A 1,712-nucleotide genomic window follows, 5' to 3' on the forward strand; every position below is an offset into this window, starting at 1 on the left:
CCCCCCGCTGCGGCCTGCTTTGGCGACGTTGGGGGCGCAGTTTTCTTCCCGCAGCCGACTACGGTAAAAAGAAGTGCCAGCACCGCTACCAGCGCTACCGCTTTTTGCAAGCGAGCGTACTGTAAACCAGACACCAGATTTACCTCCTCTCTGTATTTTTTGCGAACCGGCAAAAATTTTTGTTTCTGCTCTTTTTTACACCCCTTTCGCCACGCCGAGAAAACGTTCGCGGAGGGTCGGGTCGGCCAAAAGTACGGCCCCACTTCCCTCCATTACGCACCGGCCCTGGTTGAGCACGTAACCGTAAGCGGCGGCTCCCAGAGCCAGGAACGTATTCTGTTCTACCAGTAAAATCCCGATGCCCTTAGTTTTAATAGCCTGGAGCCGCTCCAAAATGAAAGCCGCGGTTTTGGGAGCGAGAAAGGCGAGCGGTTCATCCAGCAAAAGCGCGGTCGGTCTCCCCATCAGGGCGCGGCCGATGGCAAGGAGCTGCCTTTCTCCCCCACTTAACGTTTCGGCGATGATGGTTGTATCGCCGTACCCTGCGGTTAAACCGGTAACCTCTAAGAGCGCCACTGGCTACTCTCCCCCGCGTAAATAGTATAAAAAGCCGGGTCGGCAAGCACCGTTTCCGGCGTTCCAGAGAGGACGACGCGCCCGGCGTCCATTAGGTAGACCTGTTCAGCAAAGTCGAAAAGAATCTCCAGCCGGTGTTCGATGACGAAGAAGGTAATCCCCGCTTCGAGTTGGAGCCGCTTTAGCGTTTCGTATATCTTACGTCCGAGCACCGGATTAACGCCTGCCGCCGGCTCATCAAGGAGAATGAGTGCCGGGCTGGCCATCAGAGTACGGCCGATTTCCAGGAGTTTCCGTTGCCCTCCCGAGAGCTCGCGGGCGGGTTTGAGCGATGAAGGGGTAAGTTCCAAAAGCTCAAGTACTTCTTTGGCTCGCGCTACCAGCTCCTTCTCTTTTGTTTGCCAGTGACAACGGCAAAAGAGTGCGGCTGTCGGGTTTGTACTGGCGACATGGGGCGCTGCGAGGAGGAGGTTGTCAAGGACCGAGAGGGAGCCGAAGAGGTGCGGGATTTGAAAGGCGAGGGCCAACCTGCGGGCGTAAAGGGCAAAAGGCGGCAGACCGGTGATATTTTCGCCGCGAAAGAAAACCGCGCCGCTGTCAGGGCGGAGAAGGCCGTAGATAACATGGAAAAGCGTGGTCTTGCCGCTTCCGTTGGGGCCTACCAGACCCGTAAAGCTTTTTTCGTTCACGGTTAGGCTGACCTCGTTTAAGACGCGGCAACCACCAAAGTTTTTCCCTACGCGGTCGGTGGCGAGGAGAGCCACTTCTGGGCCTCCTTTCTGGCGGGTGTTTTGAGCGGGCCCTCGGGGAGCAGTCCCTGGGGCCGGTAAAGAAGGATGATGATAACCAGTAGGCCGTAAAGGATGAATTGCAGGTTATTTGGGTCTACCGGTAAGGTAATCCTTGGCGATCCGGGTACCTCTATTAATCAGTTCCACGACGAGGCCCCCTGCAAGGGCGCCCCAGTTGTTTCCAGACCCGCCGAGGATCAGCATGATCCAGACCAGGAAGGTCACCGGTGGCAGGAACATGTAAGGGTCAATGAACTGGACGTATTGGGCAAAGATACCCCCGGCTAACCCGGCGGTGGCGGAACCTAACGCGAGAGCGCTTGCTTTGAAGAGAAATGTATTTTT

Annotated in this window: 3 protein-coding genes; all 3 read right to left on the bottom strand. The window is 56.6% G+C overall.

Going from position 1 to position 1,712, the window contains the following annotated elements; genetic code table 11:
- Positions 1–195 precede the first annotated feature (195 nt).
- Positions 196–576, bottom strand: coding sequence for an ATP-binding cassette domain-containing protein (locus ACUVTA_RS09615; RefSeq protein ID WP_445952716.1), 381 nt, complete (start codon positions 574–576; stop codon positions 196–198).
- Positions 564–1,340, bottom strand: coding sequence for an ABC transporter ATP-binding protein (locus ACUVTA_RS09620; RefSeq protein WP_445952717.1), 777 nt, complete (start codon positions 1,338–1,340; stop codon positions 564–566). The genes ACUVTA_RS09615 and ACUVTA_RS09620 overlap by 13 nt, the downstream gene beginning before the upstream one ends.
- 111 nt (positions 1,341–1,451) lie before the next feature.
- On the bottom strand, positions 1,452–1,712 hold a 261-nt coding region (locus tag ACUVTA_RS09625; protein ID WP_445952718.1), incomplete at its 5' end, for an ABC transporter permease subunit.

Source organism: Thermodesulfitimonas sp. (assembly GCF_052743955.1).